This is a genomic window from Pelagibacterium sp. H642 (assembly GCF_031202855.1).
GTDB lineage: Bacteria > Pseudomonadota > Alphaproteobacteria > Rhizobiales > Devosiaceae > Pelagibacterium.
In genome coordinates this window covers 1083384-1107490 of sequence record NZ_CP101829.1, presented here as the reverse complement: position 1 = coordinate 1107490, position 24107 = coordinate 1083384, and the positions used below count along the sequence as shown (strand labels likewise).

The 24107-nt window shown below is 62.3% G+C and carries 21 protein-coding genes; 5 read left to right on the top strand and 16 right to left on the bottom strand.

What is annotated here, in order from left to right:
* Positions 1-8 precede the first annotated feature (8 nt).
* The 14 genes from cysW to NO934_RS05395 form a co-directional block, all read right to left on the bottom strand.
* Positions 9-821 carry a sulfate ABC transporter permease subunit CysW gene (gene cysW / locus NO934_RS05460; RefSeq protein ID WP_309162792.1) on the bottom strand — a complete coding sequence of 271 codons (813 nt, stop codon included), beginning with the start codon at positions 819-821 and terminating at the stop codon, positions 9-11.
* On the bottom strand, positions 818-1663 hold the full coding sequence (gene cysT, locus NO934_RS05455; protein WP_309162790.1) for a sulfate ABC transporter permease subunit CysT: 846 nt from the start codon (positions 1661-1663) through the stop codon (positions 818-820). The genes cysW and cysT overlap by 4 nt, the downstream gene beginning before the upstream one ends.
* Before the next feature lie 73 nt (positions 1664-1736).
* Positions 1737-2729 carry a sulfate ABC transporter substrate-binding protein gene (locus NO934_RS05450; RefSeq protein ID WP_309162788.1) on the bottom strand — a complete coding sequence of 331 codons (993 nt, stop codon included), beginning with the start codon at positions 2727-2729 and terminating at the stop codon, positions 1737-1739.
* A 144-nt stretch (positions 2730-2873) separates the two neighbouring features.
* Entirely contained in the window at positions 2874-3479 is a 606-nt protein-coding gene (locus NO934_RS05445) for a histidine phosphatase family protein (protein WP_309162787.1), read from the bottom strand.
* Positions 3476-4537 carry an ABC transporter ATP-binding protein gene (locus tag NO934_RS05440; RefSeq protein ID WP_309162786.1) on the bottom strand — a complete coding sequence of 354 codons (1062 nt, stop codon included), beginning with the start codon at positions 4535-4537 and terminating at the stop codon, positions 3476-3478. The genes NO934_RS05445 and NO934_RS05440 overlap by 4 nt, the downstream gene beginning before the upstream one ends.
* 7 nt (positions 4538-4544) lie before the next feature.
* Positions 4545-6290, bottom strand: coding sequence for an iron ABC transporter permease (locus tag NO934_RS05435; protein WP_309162785.1), 1746 nt, complete (start codon positions 6288-6290; stop codon positions 4545-4547).
* Positions 6291-6350: 60 nt separating this feature from the next.
* The gene (locus NO934_RS05430) at positions 6351-7472 is read right to left on the bottom strand and encodes an ABC transporter substrate-binding protein (protein ID WP_309162784.1); all 1122 of its coding nucleotides are present in this window, start codon (positions 7470-7472) and stop codon (positions 6351-6353) included.
* 143 nt (positions 7473-7615) lie between these two features.
* Positions 7616-8458: a MurR/RpiR family transcriptional regulator gene (locus tag NO934_RS05425; protein ID WP_309162783.1), complete on the bottom strand. Its 843-nt coding sequence runs from the start codon at positions 8456-8458 to the stop codon at positions 7616-7618.
* Between the two features lie 75 nt (positions 8459-8533).
* Entirely contained in the window at positions 8534-9910 is a 1377-nt protein-coding gene (locus NO934_RS05420) for an FGGY-family carbohydrate kinase (RefSeq protein ID WP_309162782.1), read from the bottom strand.
* Positions 9907-10908 (bottom strand): ABC transporter permease, encoded by a 1002-nt coding sequence (locus NO934_RS05415; RefSeq protein ID WP_309162781.1) that lies wholly within the window; start codon positions 10906-10908, stop codon positions 9907-9909. Before NO934_RS05415 ends, NO934_RS05420 begins: the two co-directional genes overlap by 4 nt.
* Positions 10905-11888 carry an ABC transporter permease gene (locus tag NO934_RS05410; protein ID WP_309163654.1) on the bottom strand — a complete coding sequence of 328 codons (984 nt, stop codon included), beginning with the start codon at positions 11886-11888 and terminating at the stop codon, positions 10905-10907. The genes NO934_RS05415 and NO934_RS05410 overlap by 4 nt, the downstream gene beginning before the upstream one ends.
* Positions 11885-13417 (bottom strand): sugar ABC transporter ATP-binding protein, encoded by a 1533-nt coding sequence (locus NO934_RS05405; protein WP_309162779.1) that lies wholly within the window; start codon positions 13415-13417, stop codon positions 11885-11887. The genes NO934_RS05410 and NO934_RS05405 overlap by 4 nt, the downstream gene beginning before the upstream one ends.
* Positions 13418-13500: 83 nt before the next feature.
* Positions 13501-14499, bottom strand: a complete 999-nt coding sequence (gene rhaS, locus NO934_RS05400; RefSeq protein ID WP_309162777.1) for a rhamnose ABC transporter substrate-binding protein — start codon at positions 14497-14499, stop codon at positions 13501-13503.
* Between the two features lie 52 nt (positions 14500-14551).
* Positions 14552-15364 carry a DeoR/GlpR family DNA-binding transcription regulator gene (locus tag NO934_RS05395; RefSeq protein ID WP_309162776.1) on the bottom strand — a complete coding sequence of 271 codons (813 nt, stop codon included), beginning with the start codon at positions 15362-15364 and terminating at the stop codon, positions 14552-14554.
* Positions 15365-15535: 171 nt separating this feature from the next.
* On the opposite strand from NO934_RS05395, the gene NO934_RS05390 reads away from it, so the two are divergent.
* The 3 genes from NO934_RS05390 to rhaM all read left to right on the top strand — a co-directional run bounded on the left by NO934_RS05390 (position 15536) and on the right by rhaM (position 19488).
* On the top strand, positions 15536-17638 hold the full coding sequence (locus NO934_RS05390; protein WP_309162775.1) for a bifunctional rhamnulose-1-phosphate aldolase/short-chain dehydrogenase: 2103 nt from the start codon (positions 15536-15538) through the stop codon (positions 17636-17638).
* A 171-nt stretch (positions 17639-17809) separates the two neighbouring features.
* Positions 17810-19096, top strand: coding sequence for an L-rhamnose catabolism isomerase (rhaI, locus tag NO934_RS05385; protein ID WP_309162773.1), 1287 nt, complete (start codon positions 17810-17812; stop codon positions 19094-19096).
* A gap of 74 nt (positions 19097-19170) precedes the next feature.
* On the top strand, positions 19171-19488 hold the full coding sequence (gene rhaM, locus NO934_RS05380; protein WP_309162772.1) for an L-rhamnose mutarotase: 318 nt from the start codon (positions 19171-19173) through the stop codon (positions 19486-19488).
* Between the two features lie 30 nt (positions 19489-19518).
* On the opposite strand, the gene recQ is transcribed toward rhaM, so the two are convergent.
* Together recQ and NO934_RS05370 are read right to left on the bottom strand one after the other, a co-directional pair.
* The gene (gene recQ, locus NO934_RS05375; protein ID WP_309162771.1) at positions 19519-21345 is read right to left on the bottom strand and encodes a DNA helicase RecQ; all 1827 of its coding nucleotides are present in this window, start codon (positions 21343-21345) and stop codon (positions 19519-19521) included.
* A 93-nt stretch (positions 21346-21438) separates the two neighbouring features.
* On the bottom strand, positions 21439-21897 hold the full coding sequence (locus NO934_RS05370; RefSeq protein ID WP_309162770.1) for a MarR family winged helix-turn-helix transcriptional regulator: 459 nt from the start codon (positions 21895-21897) through the stop codon (positions 21439-21441).
* Between the two features lie 364 nt (positions 21898-22261).
* On the opposite strand from NO934_RS05370, the gene NO934_RS05365 reads away from it, so the two are divergent.
* Together NO934_RS05365 and NO934_RS05360 are read left to right on the top strand one after the other, a co-directional pair.
* Positions 22262-22750, top strand: a complete 489-nt coding sequence (locus tag NO934_RS05365) for a TRAP transporter small permease (protein ID WP_309162769.1) — start codon at positions 22262-22264, stop codon at positions 22748-22750.
* Positions 22747-24069 (top strand): TRAP transporter large permease, encoded by a 1323-nt coding sequence (locus tag NO934_RS05360; protein ID WP_309162767.1) that lies wholly within the window; start codon positions 22747-22749, stop codon positions 24067-24069. The genes NO934_RS05365 and NO934_RS05360 overlap by 4 nt, the downstream gene beginning before the upstream one ends.
* Positions 24070-24107 lie beyond the last annotated feature (38 nt).

The following is a 24107-nucleotide window of genomic DNA, read 5'->3' as shown; positions in this document are numbered from 1 at the left end:
TGAGATGCTTAATGTGCGCCGTTCCGCCATTCCAGCAGCGATTTGAGCACGATCGTCACCACGGCGAGCAGCGCCAATAGCGTTGCGGCGGCAAAGGCGCCGGTGACGTTGAAATCATTGAACAGTTGGGAGATCTGCAGGGGCAGCGTGTTAGTCTGCCCCCGGATCGCGCCCGATACGACCGAAACGCCGCCGAACTCTCCCATCACCCGCGCATTGGTGAGGATCGCTCCATAGAGCAGCGCCCAACCGATATTGGGAAGCGTCACCAGCCTGAACATCTGAAACCCGCTGGCGCCGAGCGAAAGCGCGGCTTCCTCGTCCTCGGTTCCTTGCTGTGCCATCAGCGGGATCAGTTCGCGCGCCACAAACGGCGCTGTGACGAACAGGCTTACAAGGAAAATCGCAAAAACCGTGAACATGATCGGTATTCCCGCCGCTTGCAGCGAAGGGCCGAGCAATCCCTGCCCGCCATAGAGAAACAGATAGGCCACCCCAGCCACGATCGGACTGATCGAAAACGGCAGTTCGATGATGGTCACCAGGAGCTGCCGCCCCACGAAGCGATGCCGCGTCACCAACCACGCCACGGCAATACCGAAGACGATATTGATGGGCACGACGATCAACGCCGTCAGAACCGTCAATCCTACCGCATGCAGCGTGTTGGGCTCGATGATGTTGGTCAGATACGCGCCCCAGCCCTCCCGGAACGCATAGGCAAAGATCAGCGCCAGCGGCGCAACCAGCGTCAGCGCGGCGACGAGGAACGCCAACCCGATCAGCACGGTTTCGGCGGGGGAACGGCGCCGGGCACTCATCGGCTCTTCTCCGCGTAACGCAATTGCCAGCTCTGCAGCAGATTGGTCGAGAGCATGGTGATAAAGGAGACCACCAGCAGCACGGTGGCGAGTGCTGCGGCGGCCGGATAGTTGTATTCGTCGAGCCGGATGACGATCAGCAGGGAGACGATCTCGGTCATCCCCGGAATGTTGCCCGCGATGAACACCACGGCCCCGAACTCGCCGAGCGAGCGGGCGAAAGAGAGTACGCATCCAGTGAGGAGCGCGGGCAGGATGGCCGGCCACACCACGCGAGTGAACACTTGGAAATCGGTGGCCCCCAGGCTCCTTGCCGCCTCCTCGAATTCGGGCTCGAGCTGTTCGAGCACCGGCTGCACCGCTCGCACCACGAAGGGAATGGAGGTGAAGGTCATCGCAACCACGATGCCTACCTGGGTGTAGTTGACGTAAAGCCCCATCGGTTCGAGCACCGAGCCATACCACCCGTCGGGCGAAAACAGCGTCACCAGCGTTAGCCCGGCCACGGCGGTGGGCAGCGCGAACGGCAGATCGACCAGCGCATCGAGCGCCCGCCTTCCAGCAAAGCGATACCGCACGATTACCCAGGCGAGCAGCAGCCCCAGGACGGAATTGACCGCCGTTGCCAGCGCCGCCGAGGAAATGGTGATCCAATAGGCCGCAAGCGCCCGCTGCGATGTGGTGATCCGCACGAACTCGTCGAACCCAAGGCTCGCCGATTTGAACACCATGGCAGCGATGGGCAGCGCGATGATGATCGTCGCATAGGTAAGCGCGATCCCCAGCGACAGGCCGAAGCCGGGCAGAATGGATTTGCGATAAAGACGCGCAGCGAGAGCCAAGAATGTCCTCAGATGCTTATGGCAGCATGGGATCTCTCCCATGCCGCATCATGGTCGTTGGTTTGCTCGGCTCTTACTGGTTGAGGAAAACCTGATCGAGCAATCCGCCCTCGGCGAAATGCTCCTCCGACGCCCGGTCCCAGCCGCCGTATTCCTGTTCGATCGTCACCAGGCGCAACTCGGGGAACGTGTCGGCATACTCGGCCGCCACCCCCTCGTCATGAACGCGGTTGAAGTTGCGCGCCAGGATCTCCTGGCCCTCGCTCGAATAGAGAAATTCGATATAGGCCTGGGCGATCTCGGCCGAGCCGCGCGCCTCGGCCACCCGGTCAACAACGGCCACGGGGAACTCGGCGAGGATGCTCACGCTGGGCACCACCACCTCGAACTGATCGGCGCCCAGTTGGTTGACGATCGCCAGCGCTTCGGCCTCGAAGGTGATCAGCACATCGCCGAGTCGCCGCTCGACAAAGGCCGTGGTCGCCCCGCGCCCGCCGGTCTCGAACACCGGCACATTGGCAAAGAACGTGGTGAGAAACTCAGTGACCTGCGCCTCGTCGCCCCCGAACGCGCCATTGGCATAGGCTCGGGCCGCGAGATAGGTATAGCGCCCATTGCCTGAGGTCTTGGGATTGGGGAAAATCACCTGGACGTCCTCACGCACCAGATCGTCCCAATCCTCGATCCCTTTGGGATTGCCCGCCCGCACCAGAAAGGCTGGGGGCGAATAGTAGGGCGAGGCGTTGTTTGGAAATTCGCTCTGCCAGTTCTCCGAAACGAACCCGTTTTGGGCCAGCACGTTGACGTCGGTGACTTGGTTGAAGGTCACAAGATCGGCCTGCAGCCCTTCGAGAATGGCGCGCGCCTGGGTGGACGAGCCGGCATGGGACTGATTGACGGTGAGCGTCGTGCCGGTCTCTTCGGCATAATGGGGAATGAAGGCTTCATTGATCGCCGCATAGAGCTCGCGGGCGATGTCGTAGGAGACGTTCAAAATGTCGGTGGGCTGCGCCGCCGCCGGTGTTGCCGTGGCGGCCAGCGCCAATGCGAGAAGAAACTTTTTCACCAAATGCCTCCATGGCGTGATCGTAGAGCCAGTGTAAGGCGGAGGCTTTGCGCGGGCGACACAGGCTCGCGGATGCATGCGCCAAAATGGCGCCCGGCGGTGGCATGGATTTCTTCTGCTGCGGAGGGATGGAGGATCCTCCGTTCAATCGGGAGCGTCCAGCACCGGTACGAGCGGCGAATAGTTGAAGAGTTCGAGCCGCATATTGCCCGATCCGGTCGGGCGCTCCGCGAGGATTGTTAGGCTCGCCGGTCCCACGGGAATAATCCGCTTGGGCGGCAGGCCGATAAGGCTTTCAAGCAACGCCCGGATTACGCCGCCATGGCAGACGACCAGAAGCTTCTCGCTGGTTTGCAGGGCCTGGGTGACACAGGCTGTCGTTCGGGCCACGAAATCGCTCCAGCTTTCTCCACCCGGCGGCGTATACGTCCCTGCACGCCACCCCTGATATCTAGCTGCATCGTCAGCCCTGAGCGCCTCGATCGGCCGCCCGGTCCATTCGCCGACATGGATTTCGCGCAACTCAGCGCGGCATTCGGCATCGGCAATGCCCAAAAGTCCCGCCGTATCGTGAGCACGCTCGAGGTCCGAGCAGATCGTCCGGTCCGGCGAAAGCCCCGCAATTACCGGTTTTAGTGCCTCTGCTTGTGCGCGGCCTTTCGCGGAGAGCGCGATATCGGCTTGCCCCTGCAAGCGGCGCTCGGCGTTCCACTCAGACTCCCCATGCCGCACGATCATCACACGCTTCATGCCATGATCTCCCCGGCGGGGGTAAAGAGCGCGGCGGGTTTTTCCGGCAACAGGAAATGAACGGTGTCGCCGGGCGCAAATTTCGGCGCCTTATCCACAACCGCCGTCAGCCGCAGGTCGCCACGCGTGCCGGTCACCATGATCCGGCCGGCCACCGGGCTTGCTTCGGCAAAATCGAGCGCCAGCGTCCGCTGACTCTGGGTATGGGAAACCCCAAGCGTTTCGGGCCGGTACATAGCCTGCGCCGCCCCTTCAAGTTCAAACCCCTTGGGCAGCACCGTTCCGGCAAATTCGATCCCACCTTCGACCGGTCGCACCGGCACCAGATTGGCCGGCGGCGTGCCCACGAAGGTCGCGACGAACGCGGTCTGCGGATTGGCCACCAACTCCTCGGGCGTCCCGAATTGTTCGACCTCGCCATCTTTCAGCACCGCCACATGGCTCGCCATGGTCATGGCTTCCACCTGGTCGTGCGTCACATAGATCGAGGTCGCCCCTGTCGCCCGATGCACCCGCAGCAATTCGGTGCGCATCTCCACGCGCAGCTTGGCATCGAGGTTCGAGAGCGGTTCGTCGAACAGCAATATTCCTGGCTTGGGCGCGATCATCCGGGCAATCGCCACGCGCTGCTGCTGTCCGCCCGAAATCTCGTTGGGATAGCGGGTGGCGAGCTTTTCGATGCCCAGCAACGTTAGCACTTCGGCCACTCGCGCCTTGCGCTCCGCCGCCGCTATTTTGGCGACTTTGAGCGGCCATTCAACATTCCCCGCCACCGTCATATGCGGCCAGAGGGCATAGGATTGAAACACCAGTCCTGTATCGCGCTGTGCCGGCTCGATGGTCCAGTTTTTATTGCCGTCCGAAACCGTGTTGCCTTCAAACGTGATGGTTCCTGCGGTTGGTGTTTCCAGCCCCGCCAGCATGCGTAGCATCGTCGATTTTCCGCAGCCGGACGGGCCGACAAGAACGAGGAACGAGCCCTTGGGCACCGAAAGGCTGACCGATTTGACGGCGTCGAAATCGCCGAAACTCTTGGTGAGATTGGAAATGGAGATCATGGCGGGCCTAATTCTTGAGCCAGGGCTGCGATTTCGCCTGCAGCCGGTTGGCCAGTAGCGTCACGGCAATGGAGATGATGAGGATAACGACGGTGATCGCGTTGGCGAACTGGGTGAACCCTTCGGATGCATAGCGATAGGCGAGCACCGAGAGCAGCGGTGTCGTGGGCGTAAATAGCAGCACCACCAGCGAAAGGTCGCGCACGATCTTGACGAAGATGATCAAGGCCCCGGCCGCCAGCCCACGGCTGGCGAGCGGCACGGTGATTGCAGCCATGCGCCGGAAGAACCCCGCACCCGTCAGTCGCGCACTCTCGTCGAGATCGCCGGAAACCTGCTGGATCACGGCGCGGCCGGTTTGCACCGAAAAGGGCACGAGATAGGCGGTTCCAGCGATCACCAGCAGCGCGAATGTGCCGTAAAGCGCCGGGAACGGCCCGATCGGTGCGCCGAACAGCGCGATATAGGCCGCGCCGAACGCGATGCCCGGAACCAGCAGCGGCAGGAACGAGATTTGGTTGATCATCCCCGAAAGGAACCCGATGCGATAGCGCGCCAGCGTAAAGGCCACCATCAGTCCCAGCACCGATCCGGTGATCGCAACCACCATCCCGAGCCCCAGCGTTGTGCTCGTCGCCGAAACGATGAAGGGGTTATGGAACACGCCGGCCTGTCCCTGCGCGATCGAGGGGTCGGAAACGCCCATCCAGTAATGCAGCGTCCAGTTGGAGAACAGCGCCGATGAACTCGGGGCCAACGAGGAGGCGATGAGGATGATCACCGGCACCACGGTGGTCAGAAGACAGATGATCGTGGCGATGGCAAACAGCGGATATTTCGCGCCGCCCAGCGTGAACCGCTTGGCGCGCCCGCCCTTGCCGGTGATCGTTGCATAGGAGCGCCGGCCGGAAATCACCTTGTTGCCGAACCAGAGGAAAAAGGCCGAAACAACGATCAGCAGAATGGCGATCACATAGCCGCGGGCCGTCTGGCCGATCTCGATCATCCCGAACAGCCGCGTCGCCATAGTCTGCATTCTGACCGGCAGGCCCAGAAGGGCAGGGGCCGCGAAATTGGAAACCGCCCCCGCAAAGGTGAGCGAGGCGCCCGACACGATGGCCGGCAGCGTCACGGGCAGGATGATGCCCATGAAGATTCGACCGCGCTTGGCACCGGTCATCTGCGCGGCTTCCACGAGATCGGAATTGACCGTGGCCAGCGCTGCGGCAATCACCGTGAAGGCCAGGGAATAATAATGCGCGATCAACACGATCAGCGTGGGCATCATGCCCCAGCTCAGCCAATCGGGTACCGATAGGCCCAGGCCTTCGAGGAAGCCGGTCTGGCCTCCAACACGTCCGTTCCTGAACAGCGAGCCCCAGGCGAGCGCCGTGGCAAAGCTCGGAATCATGAAGGGCAGGGTGGCCATCAATCCGATCGTCCGCCGGAACGGAATATCGGTCATCACCACCAGCCAGGCCAGAAATCCGCCGATCAACACGCATCCTGCGGCAACGCCAAATCCCAGGATCAGCGTATTGCCCAGCGGCACCCAGAGCAGGTTCCGCGACAGTGGGCTGATCACCACGTCGCTCCATGCAGCAACCGTTCCGGGCATCAACGTTTCGAACAGGATGCGCAGCAGCGGCCCGGCGATCAAAACGCCGATAACGGCAAGAACGCAGACCTTGAGGACCAGGCCTTGCGGTAGCGAAATCCGCCCCCGGCCGGCGATCGATGAAGAAGTGGCCATTATTTCGGTCTCATGAGGAGGTCTCCCCCGGCAAATCATTCGCCGGGGGAGGAGAAAAGCTTACTGCAGCACCAGAATGAAGTCGGCGATCTCCTGGCGGATTTCAGCCGTCGCGGTTGGATCGATGCGCCAGGCGATGAAGTCTTCCAGGGGCACGGCGTCCGGGTGGCTCACGATATCGGTGCGCGTGGCATAGTCGCCGGGCACATAGAACGGCGCAAAGCCCTCGCCGCCGGTTTCGCTGTCGTCACCCAACAAGAAGTCGATGGCCAGACGCGCGGCCGCCGGATGTTCGGTGTTGGCCGAAAGCGCCAGCAGAGCCGGGAAGATGATGCCGTTGGACGGTTCGACTTCATTGGCCACCTGCAGCGCCCAGCCCTCGTCCTCATTGTCGCGGCGGTCAGAGTACGAGGTAAAGCCGATCGGCGGATTGGGCTGGCCGATCGAGCCGATGGCGGCGTTGACGTCGTCGGTCGAGGAGACCAGCACCACGTCATTGGCAAACAGATCGGCGATGAACTGCATGCCGGCGTTCTCATTGCCCGCATCGAGCTCGATCGGGACGCCGAATTCGGCCTCATAGGCAGCGGCCATCTCATTGGACCGCAGAACGATCTCCACCATCAGGTCGAGATAATCGCCGCGCTGGAGTGGATCGACCATGATCACCCGTCCGGTCCACTCTTGGGTGGTCAAATCCCAGAGATTGTCGACCGGCGCCCCGTCGGGATGGGCTTCTTCATTGTACATCAGCACCTTGGTCGAAAGCCGCTGGGACAGCAGCGGGCTCTTGAACTCCTCGGGCAACAGCTCGGCAACGCGCGGCGGCACATAGCCCTCGATCAGCCCCTGATCGAGCAGTTCGGTCAAAACGACCGGAGCGTCGGAAATATAAACGACGTCCGCCGAAGCGATTCCGGCGGCAGCTTCCGCCTGCAGGCGGGCGATCTGCTCGGTCGAACTCGCATCATAGCCGACCATGTCGATGCCGGGATAGGCGGCTTCAAATGCGGCTTCCACCGCCGCAATGCGACTGGTGAAAGAATAGATGGTGACTGTGCCTTCTTCCTGGGCGAGCGGAAGCAGCTCCTCGGCGGTCATGGCGTCGAGGTCCTGGGAAAGGGCGGGAGTGGTCAGAAGGCCGACCAGGGCTGTGGTAGCCAGAACATGCTTAAGGGTCATTGATGGTCCTCCAGTGGGTGGAGCCGGTGCTTGGCCGGCCCGCGTTAATGCACATGTGTTTGCAACATTCGTATGACATGCAAGTTTACTTGCATAACTTTGCCATGCGAACTCGGCGGTCCTCCACCCGCCGCTCCGTGTCCCTAGCGAGCCTCGAATTCGTTGATCAGTTCGCCCAGCGTTTCCAGCCGTTCGAGCGCTTTGGCCTGGTCCTTCTGCGCCATCGTCAGAACCAGAGCATTGGTGATCGCCATCGGCACGGTCAGCGTCTGGAAACTATCGTTCGAGCCTGACCGCGGGGCAGAAAGCAGCATATCCGGCGCCGGCGCCAGTGCCGGCCCGAGCGAGCCGGAAATCGATATCGAGGTCGCTCCGACTGCTCGCGCGCGCTCGACCAGCGCGGCATAGTGCCGGGGCTGCCGCCGAAACGCGAAAGCGATCAGCGCATCCTCATCACCCATCCGCAGCACCTGTTCGGCAAGGTCGCGGCTGTCACCGGAAAGGATCTCCACATCCAGCCCCATACGCAAAAGCCGCTTTTCGAGCATGACGCCCAGCGTCACCGCATTGCCGCGCGCAAAGATGAACACCCGCCGCGCCTTGATCAGCACTTCGGCCGCCTGTTCGATCCGCTTCGCATCCACATAGCGGGGCAGGTTGCCCAGCGCCTCGATCTCGCGCGCGATCAATTCGGAAAGCAGATCCCCGCCCTGGGCGGCTTCCAGCGTATTGCGGACCCGCAGCGCCGGATCGGTCTTGACGATGAATTCGTCCCGGATCGCCTCGCGAAATCCGGCATAGCTCGTAAAGCCTAGCTTTTTGGCCAATCGCGACGCGGTGGCTTCATGCACCCCGATTCGCTGTGCTAGGCTCGATGCCGTTCCCAGCGCCACGTCGCGCGGCTTGGCGATGATCTCGCGCACCAGGCGATGCTCCGCCCGCGTGAGATTTTCGGCCACCGATTGAACGCGCTCGAGAATGGACATGGTTCCTCCTGCCCATTCTCATATGCTTGCGCATGATAATTTGCAAGAATAATATTTTCTGCAAGTTTACTTGCGCTATTGCTCCGCCAACCCTCGCCAGCGCCTCGCGTATTCGCGCAAGGTCTCCGCTTCCGCCGTATCCGGTTCTTGCCGCTGATAACAGCCGCGCGGCCTTGCGGCTTTGCCCAATGCCAGTAACGCCGCACCGATGCTCGTCCCCGTTGCGTTCCGTCCATCGGCAAGCACGGCACGCCCCGTTGCCGCCTCCAGCATCGCCAGATAATCGAAGTTCCGCGCGAAGGGGCCCTCGACGATGATCTCGCCCTCCGCTCCGGTTAGGGTCAGGCATTCCGCCGTCATCAGCGCCAGGTAAAACGAGATCACCGCATGCCGCGTCGGCGCATCCGCCGTCTCGGCGCCCCCCGTCCACCGCGCCTCCCGCCCGGGAAACGGACCCGACCCGACTTGCACGCTCGGGAGAAGCATCAATCCCTTCTCCAGCACCGTCTTGACCGTCCCCGCGTCGTGCGGCTCGGTCCTGTCCCCCGTCAGCAGCGAATATTCCCGCCCGCCCATGAACCGCGCCGAGGGTACCGTGCGGCCAAGTGCGTCGATATTGGCGAGACAATCGCGTTCCGCATCAAGCATCTCGATCTTTCCACCGGGCGAGGCGACCACCACCCAGGTTCCGGTCGAAACCACTGAAAACGGCGGCGTCCGCTCCAGCACATGCGACAGCAGCGAAGCGTTGGAATCGTGAATCCCGCAATGAACGGGCGTTCCTTCCGCCAGTCCCGTCCGCTCGGCAACCTCGGACCCGATCGTCCCCAGCGCATCGAACGCAGACCGGATCGGCGGCAGCTTTCCGCCAATCCCCAAGGCTTCGACCAGCGACGAGAATGTTCCCCGCTCGAAATCCCATAGCCCCGTATGGCACCCCAGCGATGTCAACTCCGACGCCGCCACCCCGGTGAGCCGATAGGCCCAATATTGCGGATAGGTGAGTATGGCCCACGCCCGTGCAAATTGGTTCGGCCACTCCCGCTTCAGCCAATAAAGCTGTGCTCCGAGGTTAAGCCCCATCGCCAGCCGGGGAGTCAGCGTCACCTCAAAAGGCGGGCACAGAGCGTCATACTCGGCCCGTACCGTGGCGGGCCCGTCGAACTCATAGTCGAGTACCGGCAACACCAGTTCGCCTGCCCCACCGACCAGCGCCGCCGTCGCGCCATGGGTAGTGATCGAGAGCGCGTCGATGGGGTACTCGCGGTTGAGTTCTCCCATCGCCCCGAGCAGGAAATCCCAGATCCCCTCGATGTCGAAATGCGGGTAGGGCGGTCCGCTCAGCACCCGATTGGGCCGCGTGCGCACCGCCACTTCGGCCATCGTTTCGGCATCGACGATGGCGAATTTGGCGTTTGTCTTGCCGATGTCGATGACACCGACATGCCTCATCGGCGCGCCAGCCCCTGCCGGATGCGCCCGATGACGATCGGGACGGCGATCACCGTGATCAGCATTGCGCCCAAGACGATCGACATGACGATCCCCGGCACGTTGAGCAGTCCCAGCCCGAAGGTCACCAGTCCCATCACGCATCCGGCGATCACCACACCCAGTATGCTCCCCGACCCCCCCAGGATCGAGACCCCGCCCAGCACCACGATGGTGACCACCTCGAGCTCCCACGCCTGCGCGATCGAGGGCCGCGTCGAGCCCAGCCGCGAGGTCAGAAGGATCGCGGCGAGCCCGGACATCACCCCGGTCAAGAGGAACAGGATGAACTTGATCCGCCGCACCCTGATCCCGGAAAACTGTGCGGCGGTCGGGTTATTGCCGATGGCGAACACCGAGCGACCGAAGCTGGTGCGGTGCAGCAGCACAGCGAACAAAGCCGCCATCACCAGGAACAGCACAAGCTCGAACGAGATCACCCAATAGACATAGCCCTGGCCGAAATAGGAAAAGCCCGGCGGGTATTCGGTAAACGCCTGATCGCCCAGAACGATATAGGAGATGCCCCGGAAAAGACTCATCGTGCCGATGGTGACCACGATTGAGGGCAGCTTCAGCCCCGCCACCAGCGCCCCGTTGACCGCCCCGCACACGAGTCCGGTGCCCAGTCCGATAGCGATCAGCAAGGGCACGTCCGCCCCCATCTGCGCCGCAGCCCCCATGGCGGTGGAAGCCAGCGCCAGAATGCCGGCCACCGAAAGGTCGATCTCGCCCGAAATGATCACCATTGCCATGGCCAGCGCGATGATCGCCCGCTCGGTGAAATTGAACGTCGCGTCCGATATGCTCCAGGGCGAAAGGAAATAGGGTGTGGCGAAACTGTTGAAGATGAACACCGCGACCGCCACCAGCAGCAGAAGGAATTCCCAGCTTTTGAGTGCCCCCATCCAGCGGTTTTCCAGCCGGTCGGGAACGGCGCGCGGATTGGCCGTCGTCATGGGTTCGCCTCCGCTTTTCTGAGGATGATCCGCCCCTTCTTGCGCTCGGCGCGGGCGTTGAAGATCACTGCGATGATGATAACGGTTCCCGAAATCGCCATCTGCGCGAAGGGCGAGACGTCGATCACCGGCAGCGCATTGGCGACGATCCCCAGAAACAGCGCCCCCAGCACCGCCCCGGCCGCCGTCCCGATCCCGCCGGCAATTGAGATGCCCCCGATGACGCAGGCGGCGATGACGTTAAGCTCGAACCCGCTGGCGATCTCGGTATAGGCCACCGAATAGCGCGCCACCCACAGATACCCCGCTAGTCCCGCAACCATCCCGGAAATCACGAACGCAAAGAACTGCGTCCGCCCCACATCGATCCCCGCATAGACCGAGGCGGTGGGATTGACCCCCACCGCATAGATGTTGCGCCCCAGCTTCGTCCGGCTCATCAACAGCACAAAGGCGGCAATAATGACAATCGCGAACCAGGAGAACCCTGGCAGGCCGAGGAACGTCATGCGCGGCAACGCCTTGAACGCGTCGGTCATCTGGTGCGCGTTGACCCATTGCCCCTGCGAGAGCAAAAAGATCGAGCCCCGAAATATGGTCATCGTCCCCAGCGTCGCAACGATCGAAGGGATGCCCAGCCTCCACACCAGCGCCCCGTTGAAAGCCCCCAACAGCGCCCCGCATCCGGAGGCGGCCATGATCAGCAGGGGCACGGTAATACCTGGAAACGCCACATTGAGCAGTGCGACGATCATCCCGCAGAGCGCCAGATTGGCGGCGATCGAAAGATCGATGCAGCGGGTGAGAATCACCACCATCTGCCCCAGGGCCAGGATGAACAGGATGGCGGTGTCGTCGAACACGCGCACCAGGTTACCGGGTGCAACGAACGGGGGATAGCGCAGCGTGATCAGTCCGATCAGCACCAATATCGCCCCGACCAGGATCAGTTCGCGATGTTTCGATAGCGCCGCCATCAGTGATCCCCAATCCCGGCCGCCATGCGCACCAGTGTCTCGGCATCAAGCGCGGCCCGTTCGAACTCACCGGCGATCAGCCCCTCGCGCATGACGATCACCCGGTCCGACATGCCCATGATCTCGGGCAGTTCGGACGAGACCATGATTACCGACAGCCCCTCGGCCGCCAATTCGCTCATGAAGGCATGCACGGCGGCTTTCGAGCCGATATCGATCCCCTTCGTGGGTTCGTCCAGAATGATCACCTTAGGCCTCGTTGCCAGCCACTTGGCGATCACCACCTTCTGCTGATTGCCACCCGATAGTGTCCCCACCTCCTGGCTGAGCGATGCGGCTCTCAGATCGAGCCGTTCGGAATATTGCCGCGCCAGCGCAAATTCGCGTGCCATGTCCAGAAATCCGGCTCGCGAGGTCTTTTTCAGCGAGGGCAGCGAAATGTTCTGGACGATCGGAAGCCCCGTGACCGCCCCCTGCCGTCCGCGCTCCTCGGGCACATAGACGATGCCTTTTTCGATGGCATCGGCCTCCGATTTCGCCAGCGCCGGCTTGCCTTCGAGCGTCACGGTTCCGCTCGAGACCCGCGTCGCCCCAAACAGCGCCTGCATCAGTTCCGAGCGCCCCGCGCCCACCAGCCCGTAAAACCCGAGAATCTCCCCGCGCCGCAGCGTAAAGCTTATGGAATCGAACTCGGTGGGGTGGGAAAGCCCTTCCACCTCCAAAACCGTCGCCCCGATCGCCACGTCCTGCTTCGGAAAGGCCTGGTCCACCGACCGCCCCACCATCATGCGCACCAATTCGCGCTGGTTGGTGTCCGCCATCGGCCCCGCGCCGATCATCTGGCCGTCGCGGAACACCGTGTAACGGTCGGCGATCCTGAAGATTTCATCGAATTTGTGCGAGATGAAGAGGATCGCCTTGCCGTCGGCCTTGAGCAGGTCGATCAGGACGAACAGCTCCTCGATCTCCTTGTGCGAGAGCGCGGCGGTCGGCTCGTCCATGATGACGATCTGGGCCTCGATCGACATGGCCCGCGCCACCGCCACCAGATGCTTGTTGGCGATCGAAAGGTCCTTGAGCCGCGCACGTGGATCGATCGGCGCGCCCATGGAACTAAGGATATCGGCGGCCTCTGCCCGCAGAGTCTTCCAGTCTACAAGCCCCAGCCGCGTGCGCGGCGCATGGCCCAGAAAGATGTTCTCGGCCACCGAGAGTTCGTCGAACAACACGGTCTCCTGATGGATCGCGGTGATCCCGTGTTCGAGCGCCGCATGAGCCGAGGAAAAATGCACATGCTGGCCATCCAGCACGATCTCCCCAGCGTCGGGTTGGTAGATCCCGGTCAGGATCTTGACCAGCGTCGATTTCCCCGCCCCATTCTCGCCGACGAGCGCAGTGACTTGCCCGGGATAGAGCTCGAGCGAAATCCCCTCGAGCGCCTTGACGCCGGGAAAGGATTTGGAGATGCCGGTCATCGTCAGGATCGGGGTTGCCTCCGCTCCGAGCGATACAACCTGAGGTGCGGCGGACATCGTCGCGAAAACCTCGCCGGTTTGAAGGATAAGGGCGCTGCCCGGCGCTTTTGCCGGGCAGCATTGCTATTGCAAACGGACGATCAGAAGATGTCCTTGAACTCGTCGATATTGCTCGCGTCGTAGACGAACGGCTCGGACATGCCCGCTTCGAGATTGTCGTCGAGCGTGATTTCGCCTACGCGGCCGATCGAGATCGTGGCGCCCGGCTCGGCCGTGGCATTCCCGCTGGCCAGCTCATAAGCGATATAGGCGGCGGAATAGCCCAGATCGACGGGGTTCCAGATAGCGAACTCCTTGGTCGCCCCGGATTCGATCGCTCCCGCCATTTCCGAGGGCAGACCGAGGCCGGTCACGTAAACCTCTCCGATCATCCCGGCATCTTCCACCGCACGCGAAGCGGCCAGAATGCCCACCGTGGTTGGCGCCACGATCACTTTGACATTGGGCATCGATTGCAGAATGCCCTGTGCCTCGCGATAGGATTTGTCGGCCAGATCGTCACCATAGACGGTGGTGACCAGGTTGAGATCCGGGAAATCGCCCATCTGCGCTTCCATTTCCTCGATCCAGATATTCTGGTTGGTCGAGGTCGTAGTCGCCGAAAGAATGGCGAAGTCGCTTTCGCCCTCGGGCATATGTGCCTCGACGAGCTGGAGGTTCATCCGCCCGATCAACTCGTTGGACGAGGGGTTGAGATGCATCTGCCGCCCTTCGGCAGCAACGCCCGAATCCCAGGAGATCACGGTGATACCGCGCTGCATGGCCCGCTGAAGCGCTGGTACCACAGCGTCCGGATCGTTGGCCGAAATGGCGATGGCGTCCACGTTCTGGGCGATCAGTGTGTTGATCACCTCGATCTGGCCTTCCGCCGTGGTCGAGGTCGGGCCGGTATAGATGATCTCGACGTCCCCGATTTCCTCTGCCGCTTCCTCGGCGCCGCGCGCCGCGGCTTCGAAAAAGCCGTTGCCCAGCGATTTGGCGACCAGCGCGATGCGCGTCTGGGCCTGTGCCGGCAAGGCGACCGCCATCATGGCGGCGGCCATCGCCGTGGTTGCAAGAAGTGTCCTAACCAAGCTCATGAAATCCTCCCTGGAGCTTTATTGGTTGCTTTTCCCGCGCCGGTCATCGTCCTCAGGCGACCGACGAAGAGTCCTCCGTGTTCGACCGCTCCCCGGCATCGGCGATGATGAGTTTGATGCCGTTATCCTCCAGCATCTGGCGATCCTGATCGCTGATGCCGCGGTCCGTGATGATTGTGGAAATCCTTTCGAGCGGGCACAGGATCAGGCTCGAGCGCTGGCGGAACTTGGTGGAATCGGCCAGCACCACCAATTCGTCGGCCTGCCCGATCAGCTTCATTTCCGCCTGGATCAGCAGCGGGTCGGCTTCGGTCAGCCCATGCCGTCCCAGCCCCTGCGCCCCCATGAACATGCGCTTGGCATAAAAATGCCGCGTCACGTCGCTTTCGAATGGCGAAAGAATGATGTTCTGCTCGCGATAGATCGTGCCTCCGGGGACCACCACCGAATTCTTCGAATGTGCCAGTAGATGGCTGGCGATCGGGAACGAGTTGGTCAGCACCTGGCAGCGTCGGGCGATCAGGTGAAACACCATCTGGTAGGTGGTCGTGCCCCCATTGATGATGATCGAATCCCCGTCCGCGCAAAGATCCACCGCCGCCTTGGCGATGGCGCGCTTGAGCGGCGCATTGATCGATTCATTGACCGAGAACGGCCGCCCCACCAGCCCCGATTGCGTCGGCGGGTTGAGCGCCTCGGCGCCCCCGCGCACCCGCCGCAGCTTGCCCTGCACGTGCAGCGCCGCGATATCGCGTCTGATGGTGGCTTCGGAGGTGTCGGTGAGATCCACGAGTTCACCCACGGTCGCGACCGGCCGCGCCTGAACGGCGGACAGAATGACCTTGTGGCGTTCGCGCTCATGCATATCCGGCAATCCTCCCTTGGTTGTATGGCATCACCAAAAACGATCACTGTCAATCATCATGTGGTGCACCTGACCAATTTTGATCGAACTTGATTGTTTTGTGATTGACTTTGTCGTGACTGCATGTGGTTATGAAGCCAAAAGACCGATCCGGCTTCTGGGAGGAATACCATGCCAGCTTCCGCCGCACCTGCGCGCATCGCCAATCTGTGGGACGATGCGAAGGCCGCGTCCATGACCGAGCCCGAGCGCCTGGTCTACCGCTCCAATCTTTTGGGTTCGGACAAGCGCGTCACCAATTACGGCGGCGGCAACACCTCCTCGAAAATCTACGAAAAGGACCCGCTGACCGGTGAGCAGGTCGAAGTCCTTTGGGTCAAAGGCTCGGGCGGCGATGTTGGCACCATAAAGCTCGACGGCTTTTCCACCCTCTACATGGACAAGCTCCGTGCCCTCAAAGGCCTCTATCGCGGCCTCGAACACGAGGACGAGATGGTCGGCTATCTCCCCCACGCCACCTTCAACCTCAATCCCCGCGCCGCTTCGATCGACACGCCGCTGCACGCCTATGTGCCCAAACCCTTCGTCGATCACATGCACCCCGACGCCATCATCGCCATCGCCGCCTCGAAAGATTCCAAAGCCCTGACGCAGGAAATCTTCGGCGACGAAATCGGCTGGCTCCCCTGGAAGCGCCCCGGCTACGAGCTCGGCCTGTGGCTGGAAAAATTCTGCCTCGACAACCCTCAGGCCAAGGGCGTCATCCTCGAATCCCACGGCCTGTTCACCTGGGGCGACACGCCCAAGGAGTGTTACGAGCAGACCATCGCGACCATCAACAAGGCAATGGATTGGCTCGAAACCAAAACCGCTGCCGTGCCCGCCTTTGGCGGCGAGAAATTCGCCTCCCTCCCCGCTGAGGAGCGCCGCGCCATCGCCGCGCGTCTGATGCCCGCCATCCGCGGCATGATCTCGGCCGACAGCCACAAAGTCGGCCATTTCGACGACAGCGACACGGTTCTGACCTTCGTCAATTCCAAGAACCTCGAACCCCTCGCCGCGCTGGGCACTTCGTGCCCCGATCACTTCTTGCGCACTAAAATTCGCCCGTTGGTCATCGATTTCGACCCCGCCAACCCTGACGTCGATGCCGTCCTCGCCAGCCTCCCCGAGCAGGTGGAAGCCTACCGCGCCGACTACTCTGCCTATTACGAGCGCTGCAAGCGCGAGAATTCCCCCGCCCTGCGCGACCCCAACGCCGTGGTGTACCTCATGCCCGGCGTCGGCATGTTCACCTTCGCCAAGGACAAGGCAACCGCCCGCATCTCGGGCGAATTTTACGTCAACGCCATCAACGTCATGCGCGGCGCATCGGCCGTTTCCACCTATCAGGGCCTTTCCGAACAGGAAGCCTTCGACATCGAATACTGGCTCCTCGAAGAAGCCAAGCTGCAACGTATGCCCAAGCCCAAATCGCTCGCCGGGCAAATCGCGCTGGTGACCGGCGGGGCAGGGGGCATCGGCAAGGCCTCCGCCGCGCGGCTTCTGCGCGAAGGCGCCTGCGTCGTGATCGCTGATATCGACGAAAACGCGCTCTCCTCGGCCAGGGACGAGTTGACCGCGGCCTTCGGCAAGGACGTCGTCCGCACCGCCCTCGTCGACGTGACCTCCGAGGAAGCGGTGACGCGAGGCTTTTTCGGCACCTCAGTCGAATTCGGCGGTCTCGACATCCTCGTCTCCAATGCCGGCCTCGCCTCTTCTGCCCCCATCGAGGAGACGTCGCTGGAGCTGTGGAACCGCAACATGGATATCCTCTCCACCGGCTATTTCCTGGTCTCGCGCGAAGCCTTCAAGCTGTTCCGCGCCCAAAAGATCGGTGGCAACGTCGTCTTTGTCGCGTCCAAGAACGGCCTCGCGGCCTCCCCCAACGCCTCGGCCTATTGCACCGCCAAGGCCGCCGAAATCCACCTCGCCCGCTGCCTGGCGCTAGAAGGCGCCGCCGAACAGATCCGCGTCAATGTGGTGAACCCTGACGCCGTCCTGCGCGGTTCGAAAATCTGGACCGGAGAATGGAAGGAACAACGCGCCGCCGCCTACAAGATGAGTACCGACGACCTCGAGGAACACTACCGCCAGCGCTCCCTCCTCAAGCGCTCGGTCTTCCCCGAGGATATCGCCGAAGCCATCTATTTCCTTGCCTCGGATATGTCGGCCAAATCCACCGGCAACATCATTAACGTCGACGCCGGCAACGCGCAGAGTTTTACGCGATAGGAATAAACAAGGGAGAGGTCAGCGGGAGCGGCCGCCCCGTTTCTCCTTCTCCCCCTGGGGAGAAGGTGGGCCGGCGAAGCCGGGTCGGATGAGAGGCTGCAGCACCGGCCAGGAATACCTCTCTTGTGAGAGGCGCAAAGACGAGGGGACCTTAACGGGAGGAAAACACACATGACTGAGATCACCACCGACACGATCGCCGCCGCCAACACCGATCGCGAAAAGTCCCTCACCGCCGACTACGCTGCCCTCGGCGAACACCTCTCCCGCCGCGGCATCGACATCGAAACCATCACCCAAAAAGTCGCCGCCTACGGTGTCGCGATCCCCTCTTGGGGCGTAGGCACCGGCGGCACGCGTTTTGCCCGCTTTCCCGGCCGCGGCGAGCCCCGCGACATCTTCGACAAGCTCGAAGACTGCGCGGTGATCCACCAATTGACCGGCGCCACCCCCACGGTTTCCCTCCACATTCCCTGGGACAAGGCCGACCCGAAGGACCTCAAGGTCAAGGCCGCCTCCCTCGGCCTCGCCTTCGACGCCATGAATTCCAACACCTTCTCGGACGCCCCCGGCCAGGCGCTGAGCTACAAATTCGGCTCCCTCTCCCACACCGACCCCGCCACCCGCCGCCAGGCCATCGACCACAACATCGAATGCATCGAGATCGGCAAGGCGCTGGGCTCCAAAGCCCTGACCGTCTGGATCGGTGACGGCTCCAACTTCCCCGGCCAGACCAATTTCACCGCCCAGTTCGAACGCTATCTGGCCTCGATGAAAGAGGTCGCCAAGGCTTTGCCCTCCGATTGGCGCATCTTCACCGAACACAAGATGTACGAGCCGGCCTTCTATTCCACCGTCGTCCAGGATTGGGGCACCAATTACCTGATCGCTCAGGAACTTGGCCCGCAGGCCTTCTGCCTCGTCGACCTCGGCCACCACGCTCCCAACGTCAATATCGAGATGATCGTCGCCCGCCTGATCCAGTTCGGAAAGCTCGGCGGCTTCCACTTCAACGATTCAAAATATGGCGATGACGACCTCGATACAGGCTCGATCGACCCCTACCGCCTATTCCTGGTCTTTAACGAACTGGTCGACGCCGAACAGCGCGGCGCCAAGGGGTTCGACCCCGCCCACATGCTCGACCAGAGCCACAACGTCACCGATCCCATCGAAAGCCTGATGCAGTCCGCCATGGAGGTCCAGCGCGCCTACGCCCAGGCTCTCCTCGTCGACCGCACGGCCCTAGCCGAATATCAGGAGGCCAATGACGCCATGATGGCCACCCAGACCCTGAAAGCCGCTTTCCGCACCGACGTCGAACCCATCCTCGCCATGGCCCGCCACCGCAAAGGCGCTGCCATCTCCCCCATCGCCGCCTACCGCGCATCCGGCTACCGCGACAAGGTCGCTGCCGAACGCCCGGCCGTCATCGGCGGCTCGGGCGGTATTATCTAAACTCTCGCTCGTCATCCCGGGACGTGTTCCCGGGATGCAGCCCTGCGCCGTCCGGTGCGAGAAAGGAAGCCTCCATGCCTGAACGCATCGCCTTCCGCATGAACCTCAATCCCGGCCGGGCCGCCGAGTATCGCCGCCGGCACGATGAGATCTTGCCCGAGCTCGCCGCCCTCCTGCGCGAGGCCGGCGTCTCGGACTATTCGATCTGGCTCGACCCCGAAACGCATCACCTCTTCGCCACTTTGGTCCGCACCGACGACCACACGATGGATCGCCTGCCGGAGAACGAGATTATGGCCCGCTGGTGGGCCATGATGGGCGATATCATGCAAACCCATCCGGACAACTCGCCCGTGGAAGTAAAGCTAGAGAGGGTATTCCAGCTCGATTGATGGTGGTCGGAGCACGGAGACACGCACGGCTCACGCCTCAACGATCATCGCCAAGAACGCCGCTCCGTACCGCTCGAGCTTGCTGTCGCCCACTCCCGGCAGAGCCCGCATCGCCTCCAGCGTCTCGGGCCGATGCACTGCCATGGCCCTTAGCGTTGTGTCCTGAAACACGACATAGGGCGGCACGCCCTGTGCGCTCGCGATCTCGCGGCGTTTTTTCCGCAGCCGCTCGAACACCGCCTCCGCTTCCCTCGATAGTCTTGCATCCCCCGCCAATGCCCGATTGGTATCGCGCCGCTTGCGCTCGGGATCGCGCCGCAGCGTCACCGCCCGTTCCCCGCGAAACACCGCCCGCGCGCCCTGATCGAGATAGAGCGCCCCATGGGCCTCGTGGTTCACATGCACCAGCCCCATGGCCGCCAACTGGCGCACCACGGAGCGCCATGTCTTGACAGAAATGTCCTGCCCCACCCCGAACACCGGCAGATGCTGATGCGAGAACTTTTCGACTTTCTCGGTGGTTTTCCCCATCACCACGTCAATGACATGCGCCGCGCCGAACCGCTGCCCCGTGCGATAGATCGCCGACATCACCTTGTTGGCCGCTTCCGTCCCGTCCCAGGTATCCACCGGATTGAGACAGGTATCGCAGTTGCCGCAATTGCCCGGATGGCTTTCGCCGAAATGCTTGAGCACGGCCTGGCGCCGGCACCCCGCCGTCTCGCATACGCCGAGCAGGGCATTGAGCTTGGCGTTTTCCAGTCGCTTGACCTCCTCGGGCGCATTGCCTTCGGCAATCATCCGCCGCCTTTGGCTCACATCGGCCAGCCCGTAGCTCATCCAGGCTTCCGATGGTTGCCCGTCGCGCCCGGCACGCCCCGTCTCCTGATAATAGGCTTCGATCGATGCCGGCAGGTCCAGATGGGCGACATAGCGCACGTCCGGCTTGTCGATCCCCATGCCGAAGGCCACCGTCGCCACGAGGCACACCGCGTCTTCCTTCAAAAACGCATCCTGGTTTCGCGCCCGCACCCCCGCGTCGAGTCCCGCATGATAGGGCAGGGCCGGTATGCCCTTCTCATTGAGAAACTCAGCCACCGCCTCCACTTTGGCGCGCGACAGGCAATAGACGATGCCGCTCTCGCCCTTATGCCGGGCGAGGAAATCGAGCAATTGTCCCCGCGCATTGGTGCGTTCGGTGATCGAATAGCCGATATTGGGCCGATCGAAGCTCGAAACGAAGGTTTGCGCCTCGTCCAGCCCTAGCCGCTCGATCAGATCGGCGCGCGTTGTGGGGTCCGCCGTCGCGGTCAGCGCCACCCGCGGCACATGCGGAAACAAATCCTTGAGCTTGGCCAATTCCCGATATTCGGGCCGGAAATCGTGCCCCCATTGGCTAACGCAATGGGCCTCGTCGATGGCGAACAGCGCGATCGGAACACTGGCCAGAAGATCGAGGAACCCCGGCGCCGAAAACCGCTCCGGCGCCACATAGAGCAGATCGAGTTCCCCCTGACGCAGCGCCGCCCGCACCTCACGCGCCTCGTCGCCCGAGAGTGAGGAATTGAGCGCCGCCGCCTTGACCCCGGCTTGTCGCAATCCCTCCACCTGATCGCGCATCAAGGCGATCAACGGCGAGATGACGATGCCCACGCCCTGCCGCGCAATGGCCGGTATCTGATAGCAAAGCGACTTGCCCGCTCCGGTGGGAAACAGCACCACCGCATCCCCGCCATTCAGAACATGCTCGACAACGGCCTTTTGTTGCCCGCGAAAGTCTCTCAGCCCGAAGACCGAGCGAAGGATATCCAACCCATCGGCCGGCAAGGGGGCAGGGGCGGTGGCAAAAAGCGACATGAGATTGGGGGCCGGAGGAACAACGATTCGTTGCCCATTTGACCGGTATCGCCGGACTGATGCAACCCGCCCTAGCGGGTCGGGCATCGCCGCTTAACACAACCGATCGAGCATCCTCACAAAAGCATCTCGCGCCTCGGCGCCTCCCAACCGCTCCACGCAGTCAGCCTCGAACTCAGCCTGCACCGCTCGTGCCCGCTCCAGAAACCGCTCCCCTTCCTCGGTTAGATAGAGGGCGTTGGCCCGCCGGTCGCCGCGCGCCACTCGGCGCTCGGTCAATCCGCGGCTATCGAGCCCATTGATCAGAGCCACGAAATTGGCCCGCTTGATTCCCAGGATCTCCGCGATCTCGGTCTGCTTGCGTCCGGGGTTGTCCGCGATCAGCGCCAGCACCGAATATTCGGCCGGCCGCAGGTTGAGCTGTTCGAAAGCGGCGATGAAACGCTGGAAAACGCTGAGCTGCGCACGCCGCAGGCGATATCCGACGATCTCCGTCGTTGCTTCGGTGCGAAGCAGCGTATCCTCGGCGTCGGCAGCCACGGAAGCGGACATGGCAGGTTTCCTTTTGTTATGAAATAAAACTTATCCACATCTGGCGAAAAGGCAACGTGCCTATGGTCCAACGTTGATAGCCGCCTGGACAGGGCTTGCGTGCCAACGTTATGCTCTATAACAGAATAGAGGGTAGCGATTTCTCGTATGGATCGTCGCGCCGAAGTGGATCCGATAGCGCTCTCTAATGTTCGGATCGTCCAATTCTTTGTGCGCATAGTCTATTGTTGGGAAAAGGCGCGACGGGCAACGCTCATGCCCAGTGCGATAGGTGCGCGGCCATCTTTTGGCCTGCACAGGGAGGATATGTTTGTTCCAGGATCATTCGCCGCTTGGGCGAAGCGTGTACGGTTTGGCCAAGCTCATGGCTTGGCTCGGGGGCGCTGTGCTCATTGCCGTGGTGGCCATGGTCACCATCAGCATCATCGGCCGTGCCCTGATCTGGGCCGGCTTGCGCCCCATTTGGGGCGATTATGAATTGGCGTCCAACGGCGTCGCCCTTGCGGTTTTCGCCTTCCTGCCCTGGGCGCATCTCGAACGCGGCCACGCGGTCGTCACGCTCTTTACCGACCGGTTCGGGCAGAGGATCAATTCCTGGATATTGGTCATCACCGATCTGATGATGCTGATCGCCGCGGCCTTCATCGCCTGGCGTCTGTGGTTCGGCGTACTCGACAAATTCGCTTATGGCGAAACCACGCTCCTGTTGCGCATTCCGCTCGGCTGGCCCTACGCCCTCGGTTTTGCCGGCGCCGCGCTGTTCGTCCTCGTCGCCATCTACGTTCTGGGCCGTTCCATCACCAATGCGCTCACCGGCCGTGTCGAACCCAAGCATGTAGGAGGCGAAATATGAGCAACGTCCTTCTAGGGCTCATTTCCTTCCCCCTGATGCTGGGGTTGATCTTTCTGCGTGTACCCATCGGCATCGCCATGCTCGGCGTGGGGGTTATCGGCTCGTTCCTGATCACCGGCAGCTTCAACCCCATTCTGGCCCAGTTCAAGAATCTCACCTATTCCACTTTCGCGTCCTCCTCGCTCTCGGTCGTGCCGCTGTTCCTGCTAATGGGCGCCTTTGCGGGGATTTCGGGCATGTCATCGCGTCTGTTCGAAGCGGCGGGGTCCTGGCTGGGGCACCGCAAGGGTGGCGTGGCGATGGCTGCGGTGGGCGCCAGCGCGGGCTTTGGCGCCATCTGCGGGTCCTCGCTCGCCACCGCCGCCACCATGGGGCAGGTCGCTCTGCCGGAGCTGCGCAAGCACGGCTATTCGGGCGGGCTCTCCACGGGCGCCATCGCGGCCGGCGGTACGTTAGGCATCCTCATTCCGCCATCGGTGATCCTTGTGATCTTTGCCGTTCAGACTGAGCAGAACATCGCCAGCCTGTTCCTGGCCGCTTTTGTTCCCGGCATCCTTGCCGCCGTCGGTTATCTGCTCGTCATCGCCATTTACGTGCGCATGGCTCCCGGCTCGGGCGGCCAGCTTGCGCGCGTGCCGTATCGCGAGCGCTTTATCCAACTCGCCGGCATCTGGCCGGTGATTGCCGTTTTCGTCGCCGTGATCGGCGGTATCTATACCGGCATCTTCACCCCCACCGAAGCTGCGGCCATTGGCGCTGCGGGAACCGGACTCATTGCGCTGGCCACCCGCTCGATCACCCGCAAGGGTCTTTCCGAAGTCATCCTGTCGACCGCGTCTTCAACGGCGATGATCTTCTTCATCGTTCTGGGCGCCGCTGCGCTCAACGGCTTCCTCGCGCTTTCCCAGCTCCCCCAGGCCACCGCCTCCTGGGTGTCCGGCCAAGGGTTCAACCCTTGGCTGGTGCTGGCCATCGTGCTGCTGTTCTACCTCGTGCTGGGATGTGTCATGGATTCGCTGTCGATGATCCTTTTGACCGTCCCCATCGTCTATCCGATGATGATGGCGCTCGATTTCGGCCTCGCGCCCGATGATTTCGCCGTCTGGTTCGGCATTCTGGTCCTGATTGTCGTCGAGGTAGGGCTGATCACGCCACCGGTGGGCATGAACCTTTTCATCATCAACTCGATGGCGCGCGATGTGCGCATGTCCGAAACCTATCGGGGCGTTCTGCCCTTCGTCGCCAGCGATATCCTTCGCACCATAATTCTGGTGGTCTTCCCGCCGATCACGCTTGTTGCCGTGTGGTTGTTCGGCTGAAGCTCAGCAGTATCCGACGCGTTGCCGCGTCAACTCAT

Bases quoted from the DNA above. Each gene is read 5' to 3' on its own strand.
- NO934_RS05390 (WP_309162775.1), top strand. From the start codon at position 15,536: ATGCCAGCTTCCGCCGCACCTGCGCGCATCGCCAATCTGTGGGACGAT.
- NO934_RS05430 (WP_309162784.1), bottom strand. From the start codon at position 7,472: ATGACCCTTAAGCATGTTCTGGCTACCACAGCCCTGGTCGGCCTTCTG.
- NO934_RS05365 (WP_309162769.1), top strand. From the start codon at position 22,262: ATGGCTTGGCTCGGGGGCGCTGTGCTCATTGCCGTGGTGGCCATGGTC.
- NO934_RS05435 (WP_309162785.1), bottom strand. From the start codon at position 6,290: ATGGCCACTTCTTCATCGATCGCCGGCCGGGGGCGGATTTCGCTACCG.
- NO934_RS05445 (WP_309162787.1), bottom strand. From the start codon at position 3,479: ATGAAGCGTGTGATGATCGTGCGGCATGGGGAGTCTGAGTGGAACGCC.
- NO934_RS05360 (WP_309162767.1), top strand. From the start codon at position 22,747: ATGAGCAACGTCCTTCTAGGGCTCATTTCCTTCCCCCTGATGCTGGGG.
- cysW (WP_309162792.1), bottom strand. From the start codon at position 821: ATGAGTGCCCGGCGCCGTTCCCCCGCCGAAACCGTGCTGATCGGGTTG.
- recQ (WP_309162771.1), bottom strand. From the start codon at position 21,345: ATGTCGCTTTTTGCCACCGCCCCTGCCCCCTTGCCGGCCGATGGGTTG.
- NO934_RS05425 (WP_309162783.1), bottom strand. From the start codon at position 8,458: ATGTCCATTCTCGAGCGCGTTCAATCGGTGGCCGAAAATCTCACGCGG.
- NO934_RS05395 (WP_309162776.1), bottom strand. From the start codon at position 15,364: ATGCATGAGCGCGAACGCCACAAGGTCATTCTGTCCGCCGTTCAGGCG.
- NO934_RS05405 (WP_309162779.1), bottom strand. From the start codon at position 13,417: ATGTCCGCCGCACCTCAGGTTGTATCGCTCGGAGCGGAGGCAACCCCG.
- rhaS (WP_309162777.1), bottom strand. From the start codon at position 14,499: ATGAGCTTGGTTAGGACACTTCTTGCAACCACGGCGATGGCCGCCGCC.
- NO934_RS05420 (WP_309162782.1), bottom strand. From the start codon at position 9,910: ATGAGGCATGTCGGTGTCATCGACATCGGCAAGACAAACGCCAAATTC.
- NO934_RS05440 (WP_309162786.1), bottom strand. From the start codon at position 4,537: ATGATCTCCATTTCCAATCTCACCAAGAGTTTCGGCGATTTCGACGCC.
- NO934_RS05370 (WP_309162770.1), bottom strand. From the start codon at position 21,897: ATGTCCGCTTCCGTGGCTGCCGACGCCGAGGATACGCTGCTTCGCACC.
- rhaI (WP_309162773.1), top strand. From the start codon at position 17,810: ATGACTGAGATCACCACCGACACGATCGCCGCCGCCAACACCGATCGC.
- rhaM (WP_309162772.1), top strand. From the start codon at position 19,171: ATGCCTGAACGCATCGCCTTCCGCATGAACCTCAATCCCGGCCGGGCC.
- NO934_RS05415 (WP_309162781.1), bottom strand. From the start codon at position 10,908: ATGACGACGGCCAATCCGCGCGCCGTTCCCGACCGGCTGGAAAACCGC.